This window comes from Campylobacter geochelonis (assembly GCF_013201685.1).
GTDB classification, from domain to species: Bacteria; Campylobacterota; Campylobacteria; order Campylobacterales; family Campylobacteraceae; genus Campylobacter_B; species Campylobacter_B geochelonis.
The window spans coordinates 343,145-363,577 of sequence record NZ_CP053844.1; the positions used below are offsets into that span (position 1 = coordinate 343,145).

A 20,433-nucleotide genomic window follows, 5' to 3' on the forward strand; every position below is an offset into this window, starting at 1 on the left:
TAAAGTGGAATTTTGCTCTTTAGGTTTTAAAAGATTTTCTAAGCCTGATACGTTGTTTTCTAAATTTTGCAAATTTAATAAAGCAGAGTTTTTATCTAAATTCGAGTCATTTTGCTTTGGTATTTCAGAGGCATTTTTCTCTAAATTTTGCATTTTATTTGCGCTAGAACTGCTTTTTTCTAAATTTTTGTTTTGCACCGAAATTTGCGAGCTGTTTTGTGCTAAATTTGGCAAGTTTTGCTTATAAATTTGAGTATTGTTTTGCTCTAAAAGGGCGTTTTTGCTTTCTAAGTTATCTAAATTTGTTAAATTTATATCGCCAAAAGCTAAACCAAAAGCTAAAAAAATCATCATAAAAAATTTCATTCTCTCTCCTAAAATTTGTATTCAAAACTTGCTAAAAACGTTCTACCGCGAGATGAGTTAGAAAACAAATATATGCTGTTGTCGTTTTTATCATAAAGCTCTGGTTGGATTGAGTTAAAGGCATTTAGCGCATCTAAGTAGTTCTTATCAAAGGCATTTTGCACCTCAACTTTGAAAGTTAAATTTGAAGTTGGTTTATACGTTGCATAAAAGTCAAAAATCGTAGGAATTTGTGGTAAATCTTGAGTTTTTTTCTGCGATAAAACTCTATTTGGATCAACTCTTCCATCATCGCCATCGCTTGGATGGACTCTTTTGGCTTTTCCGGTGTATTTTATAACTGAACCAAAGGTTAGTTTTTCATCCATTAGCCTTGTTCCAATATCGATAGTTGCGTAGTCTTTTGGGAGTTCTGAGATTTTACCAAAGCCAAATGCACGGTTTCCATAAGTTTCGCTAACTGGTTGTTTTGAAGTCTGTCTTGAATAACTTGCCTTTGTGTAAAATACGCCCATGTCGTAGGTGATTTGTGCTTCTATGCCTTTAAATTTGGCATCATCAAGGCTATTTGCATAAATCATCCATCTGTTTGCGCCAGAGCCTGTAAGAGAGAGGCTGTAGATGTAGTCTTTAACGCTTGTGTTGTAATAAGTTAGCTTAAAGCCAAATCTATCGTCGTTTGTAAACAAGCCATGTTTGAAGCTGTTAAAGCCGATTTGATAAGTTTTTGCCTCTTCTGGTTTTAAGAAAGGATTTACGCTATCGCCATAATCACTTGCAAAAAACATCTCTTGCACATTTGGCGCTCTCGTGCTTAAAGAGTAGCTGATAAATGGGCTAAATAGCTCATCGATGTTAGCTGATAGCATAAAAGAGTAGTTTAAATTTGTATCTTTTTTAGAGATATCCATCGCACGTTTTGGAAAGCAGGTTGGGCTTGCATTACACTCTGGTTTGTGACCTTTTAGCTCCCAGTTTACAAGGTTTAAATTTACATACAAATCAAAAATATCATAGCTTAAAGTATTATCTAAATAAAGCGTTTTTATCTCTTGTTCGCCTTTTGGTTGAAAGGCGGTTGTCTCTGTTTTGAAAATGTGCATTCTGTTTTTGTATTCGTTTTGAAGATAGTTTGCACCAAGTTTTACGTTTAAGCTGCTATCGCCATTAAAATCAAACAAAAAGTTGTTACTAATATCAAAAGTCAAAGCGTTATTTGAAGCGCTTAAACCTTTTTTTGCATCTCCTCTTGTTAAAACTATCGCATCTTTTGAATACTTTTGATTGCTTTTTGTATAAGCAAGTAATAAATTTAAATCAAGTAAATTGTTATCTGGATTAAACCTATAATCAATTTGATAATTATCATTTGTGATATCTCGCCCAGCAAGGGTGTTTTCATATCTTCTATAACTTAGCGTGGCGGAGTTTTTCTCATCTGGTTTGGCTTCAAATTTAAACAAATACCCTTTTGGGCGCTGAGTTAGCTCTTTTGGGTTAAATGGGCTGACATCATTTTCTTTATTATAAGCATCTTCAAAATGCAGATTGTCGATTTTGCCACCGCCACCAACTTTATAGTTTTGGCTAATTTTTTTAGCGCTATAACCAAACAAAACGCCATAACTTCCGCCATTTTCAGTGCTAAATTTACTCGCTACACTTCCCATATAACTTGGACCAACTCCATTTGAGCCATATGAATAACGTCCTAAAAAGCCAAAGTTATTCCCATCACTTATCACATCATCTACGCCTATGGTTCTGAAATTTGCACTTCCCATAAGCCCACCATGACCGCCACTAAAAGTTCCACGCTCAACATCAACACTAGCTAAAAAGTTTTGATCAACTGCCGCGCCAAAAACAGAAGTTCCCATGCCAACGCCTGTTTGATGAAATTTGCCATTATCTGCTGATGTACCAAAAAACGTTTGTGTAACGCCATCGACCATTGTATTTACCCTGCCAAGTCCTGTCATGCCGCGTATATTTACAGCAACTGTGCCTTGAGACTGATCTGTGTTTGTATAAGTTCCTGGCATACTTCTTACAAGAGAGTCTATGCTTTGCGTTGATGAACCTATCTTATCGACCGAGCTAACCGCACCTGGTGTGATGTAAGGCTTTTCATCATTGCTTATTTTTTTACCAGATACTTTAAGCGTATCAAACTCCAAATCCTCTCCAAAAAGCGGCAAGACAAGTGCTGCAACTAAGCTAAATTTTAAAAATTTATCCACATATTCTCCTTTTAATATCTATATGAAAAGCTAACTAAGTAACTTCTGCCTCTAGCTGCATTGTTAAAAAGCGTTATATCGTTGTTTAAAACATCGGTTACTGATGATGAGTTGTAAGTATAAAGCGCGTCCATGTAGTTTTTGTTGGCTACATTTTGTACTTCAAATTTAATATCTAATCCCTTCAATGGCGAATACATCGCATATAAATCAACTATAGTTGGAATTTTTGGGATATCTTGCGCGATGGTGTCTTTTTTAAATTTTCCATTTTGTTGTTTTGTAAATTTAACTGTTGGATTTACCCTTGTTGCTTTTCCGGTGTATTTGATAAGCGAACCTAAGGTTAGCTTTTTATCAAGCAGTCTTGTTCCTATATCAAGGGTTGCAGAGTCCTTTGGCAAGAGGCTAAACTGCGTATATCCGCTACTAGGACCAGCGCCCCAGTCTAGTATCATACTATCTGATTGTTTGTATTTTGCTTTTTGATGAGTATATGAAAGGTTTGTATAAAACACGCCCATATCATACTTTAACTCCATTTCAATACCACTAAGCTTTGCTTTATCGTTCATTCTAAGCGCAAAAAGCGTTGGATCTGGATTTTGAAATATATAAGTTTGATCATATATAAAGTCTTTTATCCTTGTGTTAAAGTAGGTAAGTTTAAAGCCAAAAACATCATCTTGATTAATCAATCCGTGTTTAAAACTGTTAAAACCGACTTGCCAAGTTTTAGCGGTTTCTGGTTTTAAAAGCGTGTTTATATCATCATAAACTGAGCCAGAGTGAAACATCTCTTGAACGTTTAAGCCCCTTGTAGCCTTTGTATAACTTGCAAATGGGCTAAATAGCTCATCTATGTTAGCCGACAGTATAAAAGAGTAGTTTAGACTATCTTCGCTTTTGCTAAAGTTACCAGCAGTTTTTTGTGGGCAGTATGGATTTGACTTTGCGCAAGGTCCTTTTATACCGCTAACTTCCCAATCTAAAAGGGCAAAATTCGCACCCAAAGAAAATATACCATAATCAAAAGTGTTATTTAAATAATACGTTTTGCTAGTTTGTTTGCCTTTTGGAACGCTATATCCAGTATAAAGCCTGTTATAATCAGCATCATCGGTGATTCTATCGTATTTGTTTGATAGATAATTTACCCCAAAAGCAGTTGTTAAATCGACATCTAATAGGCTAAATTTCATCGTATTGCTTAAGTCAAAAGTGGTCGCTTTGTTTTGAAGTTTCATGCCTTTATCAAATTTGCCCCAGCCGATACTAGCATCTTTATCATAGACCTGCTCGATGAGGTTGTATGCAGCTAGTAAATTTATATCAATAAAGTTGTTATCAGGATTAAAACGATAATCAAGCTGATAAGTATCGCTATCCATATCTCTGTTTGCAAGGTAAGTGCTGTATTTGCGGTAAGTTAGCGTGGCTTTGTTTGCTTCATCTGGCATCGCTTCAAATTTAAAAAGCCAACTTTTTGGGCTTTGGGTTAGCTGTTTTTTACCCATAAAAGCAACCGAGCCAGCAGTTTCGTTTATCCTTGTGCCATTTCCAGTTTTGTAATCTTGTCTTGTTTTTTTACCACTATAACCAAACAAAACGCCATAACTACCACCATTTTCAGTGCTAAATTTACTTGCCACACTTCCCATATAGCTTGGCCCTATACGGTTTGAACCATAGGAGTATTTTCCTAAAAAGCCAAAGTTATTCCCATTACTTATCACATCATCAACGCCTATGGTTCTAAAATTTGCACTTCCCATAAGCCCACCATGACCACCACTAAAAGTTCCACGCTCAACATCAACACCAGTTAAAAAATTTGGATCTATCATCGCACCAAAAGCCGAAGTTGCTAAATTCCCAGCAAAGTGAAAGCCTTTGCTGTCGGTGCTTGTGCCAAAAAACGTTTGTGTAACGCCATCGACCATTGTATTTACCCTGCCAAGTCCTGTCATCGAGCGTATGTTAACCGAGACTGTTCCTTGTGACTGATCGACTTGAGTGTAAGCCCCTGGAATGCTTCTTATAATCGAATCGATACTTTGCGTTGCTGTTAAGATATCATTTCGCGAGCTAACTGCGCCTGGCGTGATGTAGGGCAACTCATCGTTTTTTAGCTTTTTGCCAGATATTTCAAGAGTGTCAAATTTAACTTCATCTGCACTCAAAGAGGTTAGTAGAACAAGTAAAAAAAGCGTTAACTTAGTTACTTTCATAAAGAGTTCCTATGTTATATAAATTTATCGTTTGATGGTTGAATTTTGGTTTGGAAATCAAAATAAATAGTAATGATACTAATTATCAAAACGATATAGAAGAGAAATGATAGTATAAGATATATTAAACAAACCTTAAATGTATAAACTAAATTTTATTTATTTGAATAAATATAAAATTTGTTTTTCTTAACTATTATTTCATATTTATTATCTTTGATTTTTTATAAAAGTTAGTCTAAATTTAGTGCTTTTTATCTCTAAATTTAGACCTTTTAGCTTTCTTTATATAGTAAATTTAATCTCTTAACTATAAATTTAAGCCGCGTAAATTACGCATTAAGTTAAAGTTATAAATTAAATTTTACAACATATAAATACGGTTATATAGCTTAAATTTAAACTAAATTTCGCACAAAAAATATACAAATTTTTACTTAAATTTTCTAATTTTACAAACAAAAAGCTAGATAAATTTAACCTAAAAAGCTTTTTGTTACTACCAAAACAAACTCATTTAAATACAATATAATAATCGCAAAACGCCTTGATAGCGTCTTGAGCGTTTAGTAAATCAAAACTTTTCTCATCGCCAAGCATAACAGAAACAACGCTTTTTTTTAGGTCAAAATCCAAAATATGATTATAAACGCCAACAGTTTTAGAAGCGTGAATTTGCCCAGCTATAAGAAGCGATTTTGTTTTTGAGTGAACCAGTTTATCTGCCATTCGCCTATCTTTATAAAGCTGAACTTGAATAAATTTATCCAAAAGTGCCGAGTTTTTCTCATCATTTTCTAACTTATGAGATGTGGCTACAAAAGTTTTCAAAGCTTTTTTTATCTCATCTGTGGTAGAAAATTTCCCATATATGGGCAACGCACCGTTAAAAATCGTATTTATCTCATCTTTGCTTAAATTTCCAGCTATTAAATTTGAGTTTGAGTAAAACACGCTCTCAACCAGCTCGCCATAATTTCGATAATCCCACTTTTCATCCCAATCTATGGCATTTTTAAGCTCGTTTGGCAAGATTTGTTTTGCTTTTGCTTCATTGATTTTAGCCTGTTTATCGCTGCTTAACATCTCAAAAACAACATCTAAATTTTGCAACTCATTTAAGGATTTAAATATCCTAACTTCCATTGCCATGTGGTTTGGAATTTCGTGGTATTCGCCAAGCAAGATGATATTGTGCTTTTGAATTTTATCGATAAAAGTTGAGTATGGTATGGATTTGTTGGTTTTGGTGTCGATGATAGCGATTTTTTCATCGTTTAAAGTTCTGTTTCTAAGTGGCTCATTTATCGCACATCCGGTAAAAATCAGCAAAAAAAGCAAAGTTATAAATTTTTTCAAGGTATCTCCTAGTTGGAAAAGAAATAAATCTTTATAAATAGATTTTGAATGTTATTATCAATTTTATAAAAAAATACTTAAGTTTTTAAATTTAAGCCACATTAGCTAAATTTAGTAGCTAAAAAATAGTTAAAAATATTGCTAAAAATCAAAAAAATTTGCCAAAAGAAAATATAAATTTGATAAATTTAACTATAAAAATATATTTAATGCCTTTTCAAAGCCGATAAAATGGTATTTTAACTATAATTTATAAAGATTTTACTTAACTTGTGCTATAAATTTAGCTATTTTTATAACGTAGGAAATTTATGAAAACATTAACGATAATTGACACTTTTGGCTTCTTTTTTAGGCTTTATTATGCGATGAGTGGGCTTAAAACAAAAGATGGAAAACCAAGCGGAATGGTACACGGCTTTGCAAATTTTATCTTAAATTTACAAAATGAGTTTAAGAGTGATTATATAATTTTTGCGCTTGATAGCAAGGGGAAAACCTTTAGAAGCCAGATCGATCCAAACTACAAAATGAACCGACAAGCCCCACCAGAAGCGCTTAAAGCACAACTTCCAGTCTGTATTGATATGATAGAAAAAATGGGATTTTGCGCAATCGGCGTTGATGGATACGAAGCTGATGATATCATCGCAAGTGCGGTAAAATCGCTAAAAGATGAGGATATTTTTATAAACGTTGTAACGCATGATAAAGATTTATATCAACTTATCGTTGATGGAAAAGTTGCCATTTACAGCCCTGCAAAAAAAGAGCTTTATGACAGTGCTGGATGTTTTGAGAAATATGGCGTTTATCCGCCACAAGTTAGGGATTTTTTAGCTATTTGTGGGGATGCGAGTGATAACATCCCAGGCGTTAAAGGTATCGGCGATAAGGGAGCTAAGAAGCTTTTAAGCCAGTTTAAAGATATCGAAGAGATATATGAAAATTTAGATAAAGTTTTAAATGAACGAACTAGAAATTTGCTAATTGATGGCAAAGAAAATGCCTTTTTAAGCAAAAAACTTGCCACTTTATATAAAGAGCTTGAAATTCCAAGCTTAGAAACTGCAAAATTCCCACAAAGCAATCCTTTAGCAAATGTAAAAGAGCTTTTAGAAGAGTATTCGCTGAGTCGAATTTTAGCCATTTTAGACACGCCAAAAGTTGAAAAAACTACTAAATTTGAGCCGATTTTACTAACCGATGAGAGTGAGCTAGAAAGACTACTTTTAGATATCTCATCAGACACAATCGTAGCGTTTGATACTGAAACTACTGGACTTGATAGCAAAAGTGCAAAGATAGTTGGCTTTTCGTTTTGCTTTAACGAGCAAAAAGCCTACTACGTGCCTATAAATCACAGTTATTTAGGTGTAGAAAAGCAAATTTCATCTGAATTTGCAAAATGGGCGATAGCCCAAATTTATAAAGGCAAGGTTGTTGGGCAGAATTTAAAATATGACTTTGCGATAATCTGGCATAACTTTGGACTTATGCCACCAAAAGAGTATGCCGATACGATGATTTTAGCGTGGCTTAGCGAACCAGGAAGTAGCGTTGGAATGGACGCTTTGGCAAAACGGCTTTATGATTATGATACGATTAAATTTGAAAGTGTGGTAAAAAAAGGTGAGAATTTTTCAAATTTAGACATCAAAGAAGCAGCCAAATACGCTAGCGAAGATGCGTGGATAACTTTGAAATTTTACTTTACATATCAAAAAATTTTAGCTACAAAACTGCTTGAGTTAGCAAACGAGCTTGAGTTTCCATTTATAAAAGTGCTTTTAGATATGGAAGAAACCGGCATCGCAATGGACGCAAATGCGCTTAGAAAGATGATAGAGAAACTAGATACAAGTTTAAAAACGCTAACAAATGAAATTTATGAGCTAACAAACGAAAGATTTAACATAAATTCCACAAAACAGCTTGGCGAAGTGCTTTTTGATAGACTTTCGCTTCCATCGCAAAAAAAGACAAAAACAGGCTATAGCACCGATGAAAGCGTGCTTAGTGCGATAGTTGATACTCATCCAGTTATACCAAAACTACTTGAATACCGCGAGCTTTACAAGCTTCAAAGCACATACACTCAGCCGCTTTTAAATTTGGCTTTAAAAGATGAAAAACACCGCATCTACACTAGCTTTTTACAAACAGGAACTGCAACAGGCAGGCTTTCAAGTAAAAATCCAAATTTGCAAAACATCCCAGCGCGCGGTAGTTTGGCAAAGCAGATGAGAGCGTGTTTTGTAGCAAGCGATGGATATAGCTTTGTTGGGCTTGACTACTCGCAAATTGAACTTAGACTACTAGCGCATTTTAGTAAAGATCCTACGCTAATTAAAGCATTTGAAGATGGCGAGGATATCCACGCAAGAACGGCTGTGAGTATATTTGGCGAGAGTAACCCGCAAAACAGAGCTATCGCAAAGAGTATAAATTTTGGACTGATTTATGGTATGGGTTCAAGTAAATTATCACGCGAAATAAATGTCTCAAGAAATGAGGCAAAAGAGTATATAGAGCGCTATTTTGCGGCGTTTTCAACGATAAAAGAGTTTTTAGAAGGGATTAAAACCACTTCAAAAGAGCAAGGCTATACGCAAACTATTTTAGGTAGGCGAAGGTATTTTGACTTTGCAAATGCTAACCCGATGCAGCTTGCGATGTATGAAAGAGAGGCGGTAAATACGGTATTTCAAGGAAGTGCGGCAGATATTATAAAAATGGCAATGGTAAAAATTCAACCACATTTAAATGATGATGCAAGGCTACTTTTACAAATTCACGATGAGTTAATCTTTGAAGTAAAAGATGAAAAAATAGATGAATTTGGTAAATTTGCAAAAGAGACGATGGAGCAAATTTATAAACTAAATGTTTTGCTTATCACAAGCTTAAGTAGTGCGAAAAATTGGGGCGATTTGAAGTAAGAGCAAAGGAAAAAGCGTGAAAATAAAGCCAAATGCCAAAATAGGGCTATTTTATGGAGTTGCCTCGTTTACTATGTGGGGGCTTTTTCCGGTTTACTTTAAGCTTCTTTCAAACGTTGGAGCAACAGAAGGCTTGGCGCATAGGCTTTTTTGGTCGGTTATTTTTTTGTATTTTTTTATAGTTTTTACGCATAAGACAAAAAGCTTAACGCGGATTTTACATAAAAGAAAGCTAGTAAAAAAACTTTTAATCTCAGGAGTTTTTATAACGCTAAATTGGGGAATTTACATTTATGCTGTTTTTAGTAGCCAAATTTTAGAAGCGAGTTTGGGACAACTTATAAACCCGCTTTTCTTTATGTTTTTAGGAGCTATTTTTTTAAAAGAGAGACTAAATTTAGCAGCTAAAATTTCCATTTTTATCGTTTTTGTAGCTATTGCTATCCAAATTTATGCACTTGGTAAAATCCCTTTTATCTCCATCTTTCTTCCAGCGTCCTTTGCTATATATGGGCTTTTAAAAAAACGTCTTCAAATACCGCCGATGGAGGGGCTTTTTATAGAAACTATGATGTTTTTACCACTTACTTTAGGTTATGTTATTTACCTAGAATTTAGCGGCGTTGGCAGTTTTACTCACGGCTATACATGGATTTTGCTTATACTAAGTGGCTTAGTAACGATAGTGCCGATGATAACTTTTAACATAGCAGCCAAACATCTAAGCCTAAGCACTCTTGGTTTTTTACAATATACCACTCCAACTATCGGAGTTTTTTTAGCGGTTTTGGCATATGGCGAGCATCTAAATAACGCTAAGATAGCAAGCTTTATACTTATTTGGATAAGTATAGCTATAGTTAGTTTTGATAGCTACCACAGGCATAAAAAGCACAAACCAAACGCCTAAATTTACTCAATTTTCGTTATATAACTTATTATATAAATATAAATTCACATAAATATATTAATATAAATTTTTAAAGATTGTTTTAAAATTTAAAAAAGTATTAAGAGAATTTAGAATAAAATTATTTCTAACAAGGAGAATATATGAAAAAAATATCACTAGCAATGCTACTAGCCTGTGGCACAATCTTTGCAAGCGAACTTGCCTACCCAAATACAGTAAAATCCCTTTACTTAAACCCAGCCGATAAAAGTCCAGTTGGCAGACTTCTTCCAACAGCTGAAGTTAAAATTTTAGAACATAGTGGGGATTTTGTAAAAATTCAGATACAAGGATACGTTCAAGGCGATAAAACTCAAGCCATTTACTTTTCAAAAGGTCCAAGAATCCTAAATGCTGCATTTAAGAAAAACTCAGGCATAAAGGAGAAAGTTTTAGAAAAAGATGGTGAATATAGCAAAGTAAGCGTTGAGGCTTATACCACAAAAGATGGTTTTGAAAAAGAGTTAAAGCCTATGATGGATAAAGCTTCGGCTTTATTTAGTGAAAATTGTGCGATGTGTCATGCGCTTCATGAAGTCAATGAATACACCGCAAACCAATGGCCAAGCGTGTTTAAATCTATGGTCGATAGAACTGCAATCGATAAAAACGATAGATTTTTAGTCGAACAATACCTTCAAAAAACAACTACCAAAAAATAAGGAGATTAAGATGTCAGATACAAATTTATCAAGAAGAAGCGCTTTAAAAACTATAGGCGCATTAGCTGCTTTACCGCTTTTTATGCAAACAGAGCTTTTTTCTAGTCAAAATGCTAGCAAAGGTTTTACACTAATAACAAATGGCGAAGTTATAACAGCGGCTCACTGGGGCGTTTTAAAGCTTAGTATAAAAGATGGCAAGATAGTAGACTCAAAACCACTATCTAAAACTTCAGATATCAAAAACCCTTTACAAGACTACACAGCAGAGCTAGTTTATGCAAAAGATAGGATTAAATATCCATATGTTAGAAAAAGCTACTTGCAAAATCCAGATGATCCAAAACGCGAGTTAAGAGGCGCTGATGAGTGGGTGAGAGTAGAGTATAAAGACGCTATAAAACTTATAGCAAAAGAGCTTAAAAAAACAAGAAAAGAGCGTGGGGCTGATGGAATTTTTGCTGGAAGTTATGGTTGGAAAAGTTCGGGAAATGTTCAAAACTCAAGAATTCTTCTTCATAGATTTATGAATTTAAGTGGTGGATTTGTTGGAAGTTTGGGGGATTACTCAACTGGAGCAAGTCAGATTATAATGCCTCATGTCGTAGGCTCAATAGAAGTTTATGAGCAACAAACATCATGGCCTTTGATACTTGAGCACTCTGATGTCGTAGTTATATGGGGAGCAAATCCTATAGCAACTTTAAGGATAGCGTGGACAGTTAGCGATGAACAAGGATTTAAGTATTTTGAAGAGCTTAAAAAAAGTGGCAAAAAGCTTATATTTATCGATCCAGTTAAAAACGAAACTTGCCAGTATCTAAACGCGCAGTGGATAGCACCAAACCCAAATACCGATGTTGCTATGATGCTTGGTATGATGTATGAGCTTTATAAAACAAACTCATATAGCAAAGAGTTTTTAGAAAACTACACAACTGGTTTTGATAAATTCTTGCCTTATTTGCTTGGCGATAGCGATAAAACTCCTAAAACTCCAGAGTGGGCGGCTAAAATTTGTGGCGTTGATGCAAAGACTATAAAAACACTAGCCCATACTTTCTATGATAATAAAACTATGATAATGAGCGGTTGGGGTATGCAAAGAGCTCATCATGGCGAGCAACCACACTGGGCGTTAGTTACACTTTGTTCTATGCTAGGACAAATCGGAACTAAAGGTGGTGGATTTGGTTTGAGTTATCACTACAGTAACGGTGGTGTTCCAACAGCAAAAGCTGGCATAGTAGGTGGCATTAGTTCTGGTACTTCAACCGGTGGAACAGGTCAAAGCTGGCTACAAAAATCAGCGCAATTTGCCTTCCCAGTTGCTAGAATCGCAGAAGCCTTGCTAAATCCAGGCAAAACAATCGATCACAATGGTAAAAAAATAACTTATCCAGATATTGATTTTGTATATTGGGTCGGCGGGAATCCATTTGTTCATCATCAAGATACAAACACACTAGTAAAAGCATGGAAAAAACCACGAACAGTTGTCGTAAATGAAATTTACTGGACTCCAACAGCAAGAATGGCAGATATCGTTATGCCAACAACAACAAGCTACGAAAGAGATGATATCTCTATGCTAGGGGATTACTCAAATTTAGGTATAGCGCCGATGAAACAAGCTGTTAAGCCAGTTGGTGAGAGCAAAGATGACTTTGAGATATTTACTGATTTGGCTAAAGAATTTGACATAGAAAAAGAATACACCGAGGGTAAAACTGCGCTTGAGTGGATAGAGCAGTTCTACACAGCAGCTTACGAGCAAGCTAAAAAAATGCAACTTGCAGAGCTAAATGGCGTTGAAATGAAACCATTTAAAGAGTTTTGGACTGAAAACAAACCAGTTTATTTTATGCCAACTCAAGAGAGTGAGGCTTATGTTAGATTTGCCGATTTTATCGAAGATCCTATACTAAATCCACTTGGAACGCCATCTGGACTTATTGAGATTTATTCTGAGACGATTGAGAAGATGAAGTATGATGACTGCCATGCTCACGCTACATGGTTTGAGCCGATTGAGTGGTTGGGTATGAAGGATAAACCAGCGCAGTTTCACATGATAACATCTCACCCAACAGATCGTCTTCACTCACAGCTAAATAACGTATCTTTAAGAGATAAATACGCTGTTGCTGGTCGTGAGCCTATATGGATAAATCCAAAAGATGCAAAAGCAAAAGGCATAAAAGATGGCGATTTGGTTAGGGTATTTAACGCTCGTGGTCAAATTTTAGCCGGAGCGGTTTTAACTGATGATGTTAAAGAGGGCGTTGTTAAGCTTAGCGAGGGAGCGTGGTATGATCCAGCAAATCCAAAAGAGGATAACACGATTTGTAAAAATGGTTCAGCAAACGTGCTAACTATCGATATCCCAACATCAAAACTAGCAAATGGAAACATCTCACATACGCTTTTAGTAAACATAGAAGTTTATAAAGAAAAAGCGCCAGAGCTTAGTATTTTTAAACATCCAGATTTAAAGGCGTAAGCATATAAATTTGCCCTCATTTGGGGGCAAATTTCTTCATATCTAATAGCCAAATTTATCTTTTAAAATCTTTTTATTTTAAAAAAAGTGCGATTAAAATATAAAATTTAACAAAAACCGCAATAAAAATTTTAATAAATTTAGATAAAAGTTTGGATTAAATTTGCGATTTTAGAACTGGTAAAATTTCAAAAAGAGTTAAATTTGACCATTTAAAATGTCTAAATCAAGAAAAAGATATAAATTTAGTTTTTATAAAAAGAAATTAAAGGGATTAAATTTATTGATTTAAATTTAAAGTTATAAATTTAAAAAAGGCGTTCAAAATTTAAACACCTTTATAAATTTAATCTCAAAAAGCTATCTTCATACTAAGAGCCACTATGCACAAAACAAGCGCTAGTGGGACATAGACAAATCTTCCGATGTTATACCACAAATTTCCATAGTGAGTTTTTGAGCCTGTATTTATCTCATCTAGCAATTCACCTTTTTTAAGTATCCAAAACCATGAAATCGCACCGATAACCGCACCAATCGGGATAATATAAATCGAAACATAATCCATCCAAGGACCCCAGCTTGAAATCGCCTCCATATTTACCCCAACTCCAAAACAAATCACACATAAGATGATAAGCATAGGAATTCGTTTGATTTGTGGGAATTTATGCATGATTGACTCAGCGACTGCTTCAAACATATTTTGTAACGATGTAATACCGCCAAAAATCACAGCGGTGAAAAGTATAATAGCAAAAATTTGCCCACCAGGCATATCTTGTAAAATCTTTGGCAATGTTACAAAAAGTAGTTTTGGACCTGCTGCTTGATCCATATGATAAGCAAATACTGCTGGTATCATAACTAACGCTGCAACCATCGCCGCAATCGTATCAAAAAACGCTGTTTTTTTAGCAGAGTCTACAATATCTTCTTTTTTAGATAGATACGCACCATAAACAATCATTCCAGAGCCGGTAATTGAAAGTGAGAAAAACGCTTGCCCCATCGCAGATATCCAAACCATCGGATCTTTAAGCTTGCTCCACTCAGGCGTAAATAAAAATTTATACCCAGCAAACGCCCCATCAAGCGTTGCTACGCGAACTGCTAAGATAGCAAATAGTATAAAAAATAGTGGCATCATGATTTTGTTTGTTTTTTCGATACTTTTTGCACCAAAAAAAAGCGTCAAAAGCGTGCCAACAACGATAATAAAGTGAAATGGCACGACTGAGTAATCACTTAGTGCAAAACTTTCAAACCAAGTGTTTGTATCAACACTCATAAGTGAGCCGGTGAGTGCTTGAAAGAGTGCTTTAAAAACATAAGCGATAATTACAGCATATCCTATGGCGATACACATTGAACCAGCTAGAGGAAGCCAGCCGAGAATTTTGCCAACTTTGCCTAAATTTCGTGATTTCCACGCGTATTCATATGAACCTAGAGTTCCAGTTTTTGCCCTTCTTCCGATGGCGTATTCAGCTGAGAGTGCTACATAAGAAAAAAGCGCTATAAAAAACAGATAAACTATCAAAAATGCCGCCCCACCGTTACTTCCAAGCTTATAAGGAAAGCCCCAAACATTTGCCATGCCAACAGCCGAGCCTACACAAGCGATGATAAAGCCCCAGCGAGTTTTAAAATTTCGTTCCATTTTACTATCCAAATTTGTTTATTAAAAGCTAAATTATACCAAAGTGAACTAATTATTTTATTATATAGCTAAATTTAATACAAATTTACATATATAAGCCATTAAATTTATATAGAATTTAATATAAATTTGCAGTAAGAGAGCTTTATATAAAATAAATATCTCATAACCATATCTTAAAACTAATAAATTTATTTAAGAAAATATGTTAAATTTAGATAAAATAAGTCTTATTAAGCCCATAAATAGGGTAATTTAACTCCTAATTTATATAACGAAAAGTAACACTTCTAATAATTTTTACAATCTGATAATAATTAAGTGCAAACTTTAATTTTAATTTAATAATTATTTTACTATGATTGCCACTACAACATTTTAAGGAGTTAAAAATGACATTGAGTAGAATTTTACTTTGTTCTTCGTTAGTTGCAAGCACAATGTTTGCCCAAAATCTTATCCAAACAGCAAAAGATGCTGGACTTGTAGCTTTACCAGCTGACAAAGCCGAGTTAAACAAGCTTATAGAAGACTCATCGCCTGATTCAAAAGCTTTCCCTACAACAGATAAAAGAGTAGAGCTTGGTAAAAAACTATATTTTGAACCACGAATTTCAAAAAGCGGAATCATCTCTTGTAACACCTGTCACAACCTTGGACTTGGCGGCGTTGATGGCGTTCCAGCTTCAACAGGACATAAATGGACACCAAACCCACATCATATAAATGCTCCAACAGTTTACAACTCAGTATTTAACTCAGTTCAGTTTTGGGATGGTAGAGCAGCTCACTTAGCAGCTCAAGCAGCAGGCCCTATGACAGCAGATCCAGAGATGGCAGCTACTCCAGCTTTAGTTGAAGAAAGACTAAATTCAATGCCAGCTTATGTTAGAATGTTTAAAGACGCTTATGGCGAAGATACTAAAATCACATTTGATTTGATTACAACAACGATAGGAATTTTTGAAAGAACTCTTGTTACTCCATCAAGATTTGATGACTTTTTAAATGGCGATGAAAAAGCGCTTAGCAAAGATGAGAAAAAAGGACTTGAGCTATTTATAAACGAAGGTTGTACAACTTGCCATAATGGCGTAAATTTAGGTGGTACAATGCAACCATTCCAAGTAGCAGCTAAGTATAAATTTGCAGATGTTGGCGACTTTAAAGGTGATGCAAATGGACTTGTTAAAACTCCGATTTTAAGAAACATACACCTTACAGCTCCATACTTCCACAATGGTGCGATTTGGTCGCTAAAAGAGGCCATTAAGACAATGGGAAGCGTTCAACTTGGCATTGACATTACAGATGATAAAGCAGAAAGCATAGCAACTTTCTTTAACTCTTTAACAGGTAGAATGCCAGCTATCACTTATCCGATGTTCCCAGCTTCAACAGACGCTACTCCAAAACCAGAACTTGACTACTAAAACAAATCCTCCTTTTTGGAGGATTTACTTAGGAATTTACGAAAAATAGATAAATTTTGAACTACGCCTTCACTTGGCGGCAAAAGAAAGGCCTACATCTTCAGGGTATTACTTGGGTGTAGGTTTTTTTGTATTATGCTACCACGCTATAGCGAGTATAGACATATTCATAAATCTGCTGACGATAAGAGGAAATGCTAACTTCATCATAACACTCCGGTAAGTCTGCCCAAAGAGTATCCCGAATAAGATTATCAATTTCTGCTTTCGTTTCCTGCTTATCAGTCCAATGGTCGAGTTCCGCAATCTTAGACTTGATTTTCTGCAATAGTGCTGCGGCAACGTCTTTTAGCTTCTTGATATCGTTTTTACTCAAATCATCCCTAAACAGCATATCGTATAGGGATAACTCCTCATCACTAGTGAATCCCTCACGGGTATAACGCTGTTCTTCCTGATCCATCTGATTTGCCAGATCTATTAATTCCATAAAAGTCTTTTCGATGTTGGCACGGTCTTGCTCACTGTTATAATCGGTGATGATTTGCTGATAACGTTCGTAGTAGTTTATCCGGTTTGGATTGGAGAACAGCATCTTATTCAGCTTCTGCTGGATAACGTCTTCCAAATCCTTCATCACTAGATTCTTCTTGTGTACTTTCGCAAACTCCCTGCGCAGCAGATCAAAGTCAATTGCGCTAATGTCAAATCTGCGTGGTTCATCGCATGCCATCAAAGGTGTACGCTGAATTTCTACATATTCACTGATGATTTTATTGATTTCAATCATAAGGTCAGTGGTATTCGTGTGCTTACGTTTCTTCTGCAATTCAGAAAAGATTGCGGCGATAGCGTCGTATTCTTTTCTGGTAGCACCCGTTACATCATCTCGGTCTGTGTATTTCATGAGACGAATAAGTTCTGTTGCATATGTACTGAAAGCTTTTTTATCTTCAACAGTACCGCATACTGCATTGGCAGCATCATTCAAAGATGATAGTTTCATAAAATCATAGGCATCAATCAGTAATTGCAGGGTAAAACCTTTCTCTGACAGGAAGGATTTTGCTTTATCTATCGTGTCTATAATTTGTGATATCAGTTCATCTTTATCAATGGTAGGGTCTGTAACACCATTGCCACCAACATTAGCCGTATAGTCTGCAAGAGCTTTTCTCAGCGCTTTTACAATTCCGATATAATCGACAATTAATCCATTGCTTTTGCCCTCACTGACACGGTTTGCACGGGCAATAGTTTGCATAAGCGTATGCGCCTTTAGCGGCTTGTCCAGATACAAGCAGGACAAACACTTCACATCAAATCCTGTAAGCCACATTGCACAGACAAACACAACACGGAGTGGGTTCTTGGAGTCTTTGAACTCCTTATCCAGTTCACGCTTCTCCATTTTTGCACGATGATATTTGATATCCAAATCCCACTTCTTAAAGGTTTGAATTTCATTCTGTTCCTGGCTGATTACTACCGCCATTTCTGTTTCCTGCATCCACTTGAGTTTACGCTCCAGCTCCAACGCCTCTTGCTGTGTTGCGGTTTTAATTTTGGCTTTCAGATTTTTGATTTCCTCTTTCCAATACTCCTGTACATAATTGTACATACGGATGCAGGTTACTTTATTAAGGCAGACAAACATTGCCTTGCCGCTCGTCCATAAATCAGAGTAATGATTGGCAAAATCATGGGCAATGGATTTCAGTCTTGGTTCAGCAGTGAGTAAATGAATTTCTTTTGCGAATTCCGCCTCAAGTTTATATTGCTGGTCAACGTCCAAATCTGCACTTTCAATAGCGTCAAGAATTTTATCGGAGATTTCCGGATTGTGCAGGTCAAGAATTTTCTCGCCGCGATTTTCATAATAAAGCGGAACAGTCGCGCCATCTTCAACCGCACGTTTGAAATCATATACAGAAACGTAACCACCAAAGGTACGCGCGGTAATATTGTCACTGGATAATAGCGGTGTCCCGGTAAATCCGATACGCGCGGCAGTAGGTAGTAATTTCACCATATTATCAGCAAAGATTCCATACTGGCTGCGGTGTGCTTCATCGGACATAACGATAATGTCATGATCCGGGTAAATTGCTTCTTTGTTAGGTTTATTAAATTTCTGAATCAGTGTAAAGATGAAGCTGGGATTTCCCTGCAGCTTTTTTACAAGGTCATCGCCACTCGAGGTAATAAACTGCGATGCCTTTATGTTTTTACCCAGCAAACCGCAGTTTTCAAAGGTATCACTAATTTGTGAATTTAATTCTTCGCGGTCAGTCAAGACGACAAAGGTCGGCGAACCTTTAAACTTCCTGCGTATTTTCTGTGCAAGAAATACCATAGAGTAACTCTTGCCTGAACCTTGTGTATGCCAAAAAACACCAAGCTTACCGTCAGTCAGTTTTCTTGTTGCGTACGCTTTCATTGCTTCGTTTACACCAAGGTATTGATGGTTACGAGCAAGAATTTTTGCTGTATATCCGTTTGAATGGTCAAACAGAATAAAATTCTCAAACAGATCAAGAAAGTTCTCTTTTTTACAGATACCGCGGAGCATTGTTTCAAGAGCAACGCAACCTTGCTCTTCCTCGGCAAGACGTTTCCATTCGTGGAAGAACTCGTATTTGCTGCCAAGCGTTCCGACCTTTGCCTCTGTTCCGTTGGAAAGCATCAGAAAGGCATTGTAATAGAACAAATGCGGAATCGTATCCTGATAGTCGGTGTAGTTGTCATCATAGGCATTTTGCACATCCACGGTGTTTTTCTTCAATTCCACAAATAAAAGCGGTACACCATTTACAAATCCGACAATATCAGTACGGCGCCGGTATAAATCACCGTGTATTTTTAATTCTTTAATAGCAAGAAAATGATTGTTGTCAGGATTTTGGAAATCAATAACCGTAGCTTTCTTTGTTTCATTCTGACCATTCGGTTTTTTCACGGTAACAGGAATGCCGTCACGAATAAGGAAATACTTCTCCTCGTTTACCTGTAGCAAAGAAGATGTGGAGAGTCGGTTTTCCAGCACTTTCTGTGCTTCTAACATCTGTGTGTCGTTTATCCACGGATTAAGTTTCTTCAATGCTTTTTGAAAGTAGCGGACAAGTAGAATCTCATGATAGTTGGTTCTTCCGAAAGAACCGTCTTTACCTAACACTTCTGTATTATAGGCAAACTCCACATCCCATCCTAATTCATTGTGAAGCAGATTTCCGGCACTTTCCTGCACAAGGATATTTTCAGAATAATCGTAGCTCATATGACTGCACCTCCTCACACTGGATTTTTGTTTTCTAAAATTAAAGTAGATATTTCATTTGCAATTTCTTCAATCGTATCAACAGCTGTATTTCTGGCTAATTTATCAGCCAAAGATGGGCTGTAATCTATAACTTCTCTCTTAGTTATGTTATGCCAAATTGGCAATACAATTTGTTCTCCCGAAACAGCTTTAGTAATAATTCCATCGAGTTCATAATTTGTCCATCCTTTTTTTATGAAATCTCGCGACACAACAACAATACCAAAACGACTATTTGCTAATCCTTTATCGATTTTTCTACGTAAGCTATCACCAATTCTTAATTCAAATTCATCATACCATACGGATACTCCTTTATTTATCAAAGCATTTGCAAGTGGACGAACGACTTCATCCTTATCTTCAGACGCGTGAGAAATAAACACATCATATTGTGGCTCTATTCCTGCATCTTCGTTTAAAATAAATCCTGTATTATGAACCAGTGATGGTATTTCTGATAAAGGTCTTTGCTTTATAGTAGGAAGCGCTTGTGGCAATACTCGTGCTGAAGATCTCACACGTCCTACCAAACCTCTCATATCTATGGCAAGATACCAGTGTCCTGAATGTGTCGTTGCTAATCTAATGGGTGATTGCTTTGCCAATCCGCCCACATAACGGTATCGTCTTCCATTTTTATAATTATTAAAATTTGAACTATCCATCAATTGAACATTTGCAGCACTACCTTGTAATGTAATTTCAACTATTCGTCCCTTTTCCAACTGTCCGAAATCATATTTTGTAAATTCCATTT

The 20,433-nt window shown here is 35.9% G+C and carries 11 protein-coding genes; 5 read left to right on the plus strand and 6 right to left on the minus strand.

Annotated elements, in window-relative coordinates:
* Positions 1-374 precede the first annotated feature (374 nt).
* The 3 genes from CGEO_RS01660 to CGEO_RS01670 all read right to left on the minus strand — a co-directional run bounded on the left by CGEO_RS01660 (position 375) and on the right by CGEO_RS01670 (position 6,199).
* Positions 375-2,609 carry a TonB-dependent receptor domain-containing protein gene (locus CGEO_RS01660; protein WP_075539831.1) on the minus strand — a complete coding sequence of 745 codons (2,235 nt, stop codon included), beginning with the start codon at positions 2,607-2,609 and terminating at the stop codon, positions 375-377.
* Positions 2,610-2,620: 11 nt separating this feature from the next.
* The gene (locus tag CGEO_RS01665; RefSeq protein ID WP_075539830.1) at positions 2,621-4,840 is read right to left on the minus strand and encodes a TonB-dependent receptor domain-containing protein; all 2,220 of its coding nucleotides are present in this window, start codon (positions 4,838-4,840) and stop codon (positions 2,621-2,623) included.
* A 513-nt stretch (positions 4,841-5,353) separates the two neighbouring features.
* Positions 5,354-6,199: a ChaN family lipoprotein gene (locus tag CGEO_RS01670; protein ID WP_075539829.1), complete on the minus strand. Its 846-nt coding sequence runs from the start codon at positions 6,197-6,199 to the stop codon at positions 5,354-5,356.
* A gap of 311 nt (positions 6,200-6,510) precedes the next feature.
* Between CGEO_RS01670 and polA the strand changes: the two genes are divergently transcribed.
* From polA to CGEO_RS01690, 4 genes are all read left to right on the plus strand, one after another.
* Entirely contained in the window at positions 6,511-9,141 is a 2,631-nt protein-coding gene (gene polA / locus CGEO_RS01675) for a DNA polymerase I (protein WP_075539828.1), read from the plus strand.
* Positions 9,142-9,157: 16 nt separating this feature from the next.
* Positions 9,158-10,051 carry an EamA family transporter RarD gene (gene rarD, locus CGEO_RS01680; RefSeq protein ID WP_082255630.1) on the plus strand — a complete coding sequence of 298 codons (894 nt, stop codon included), beginning with the start codon at positions 9,158-9,160 and terminating at the stop codon, positions 10,049-10,051.
* 143 nt (positions 10,052-10,194) lie between these two features.
* Complete coding sequence (locus CGEO_RS01685; RefSeq protein WP_075493610.1) at positions 10,195-10,755, plus strand: hypothetical protein; 561 nt, start codon at positions 10,195-10,197, stop codon at positions 10,753-10,755.
* 10 nt (positions 10,756-10,765) lie between these two features.
* A complete protein-coding gene (locus CGEO_RS01690; protein ID WP_075539827.1) occupies positions 10,766-13,258 on the plus strand; it encodes a molybdopterin guanine dinucleotide-containing S/N-oxide reductase in 2,493 nt (830 codons plus the stop codon).
* A gap of 352 nt (positions 13,259-13,610) precedes the next feature.
* Here the strand turns inward: CGEO_RS01690 and CGEO_RS01695 are convergent, their stop codons facing one another.
* Positions 13,611-14,921 (minus strand): sodium-dependent transporter, encoded by a 1,311-nt coding sequence (locus CGEO_RS01695; RefSeq protein ID WP_075539826.1) that lies wholly within the window; start codon positions 14,919-14,921, stop codon positions 13,611-13,613.
* A gap of 392 nt (positions 14,922-15,313) precedes the next feature.
* On the opposite strand from CGEO_RS01695, the gene CGEO_RS01700 reads away from it, so the two are divergent.
* Positions 15,314-16,354: a cytochrome-c peroxidase gene (locus tag CGEO_RS01700; protein WP_075493604.1), complete on the plus strand. Its 1,041-nt coding sequence runs from the start codon at positions 15,314-15,316 to the stop codon at positions 16,352-16,354.
* Positions 16,355-16,487: 133 nt separating this feature from the next.
* Here the strand turns inward: CGEO_RS01700 and CGEO_RS01705 are convergent, their stop codons facing one another.
* The gene (locus CGEO_RS01705) at positions 16,488-19,631 is read right to left on the minus strand and encodes a type I restriction endonuclease subunit R (protein WP_075539825.1); all 3,144 of its coding nucleotides are present in this window, start codon (positions 19,629-19,631) and stop codon (positions 16,488-16,490) included.
* Positions 19,632-19,645: 14 nt separating this feature from the next.
* A complete protein-coding gene (locus CGEO_RS01710) occupies positions 19,646-20,431 on the minus strand; it encodes a DUF1883 domain-containing protein (protein WP_075539824.1) in 786 nt (261 codons plus the stop codon).
* Positions 20,432-20,433: the final 2 nt, after the last annotated feature.